The 576-nt window shown below is 72.4% G+C and carries 2 pseudogenes; one reads left to right on the top strand and one right to left on the bottom strand.

Annotated elements, in window-relative coordinates:
* Positions 1 to 213: pseudogene (locus RSB01_RS14225) on the top strand (hypothetical protein); the annotation flags it as partial.
* 116 nt (positions 214 to 329) lie between these two features.
* Here the strand turns inward: RSB01_RS14225 and RSB01_RS14220 are convergent.
* Positions 330 to 576 (bottom strand): annotated as a pseudogene (locus RSB01_RS14220) (primosomal protein N'); the annotation flags it as partial.

Below are 576 nucleotides of genomic sequence, written 5' to 3'. Positions count from 1 at the left end.
ATCGAGGACTATGAGGGCGCCGAGCGCTCGGCCTTGCGGCGCGCCCTGCTGGACCCCGAGGATCACCGGCCCTGGCTGGACGTCGCCGCCGCCCGCGAGAAGCAGGGGGCGTTAACCGGCGCTCTGGATGCCCTGTCGCGCGCCCGCGCCGTGGACGGCCCTGCCGACGCCCATCGCGCCAGCATGGACCGGGTGCGGATGCGCCTGAACTAGCCCCGCCAGCCCCATACGCCGTCATCCTCGGGTCAAGCCCGAGGATGACGGCGGCTATGGAGCGGTTCTGCGCTCAAGCAGCGAGCGACCGCGTCGCGAGCGATAGCGCCCTTCGCTCAGAGGAAACTGTAGGGGTCCACGTCCACCGTCAGCCGCACGGACGCCGGCACCTTCACCCGGCCCAGCCAGGCGCGCAGGAAGGCCTGCAGGTTCACGTCGCGATCGGCCCGGACCAGCAGCCGCTTGCGCCGCCGCCCGCGCACCAGGGCCAGGGGCGCATCGGCAGGGCCATAGACCTCCAGCCGCTCGGCGTTGGGAATGGCCTCGGCCAGATCGCGGGCGACCTTTTCCACCGCCATGGCG

This window comes from Brevundimonas sp. (genome assembly GCF_036659295.1).
In the GTDB taxonomy this organism is placed as follows: domain Bacteria; phylum Pseudomonadota; class Alphaproteobacteria; order Caulobacterales; family Caulobacteraceae; genus Brevundimonas.
The sequence above is the reverse complement of the archived record's forward strand: the minus strand, read 5'-3'. Positions and strand labels throughout refer to the sequence as shown.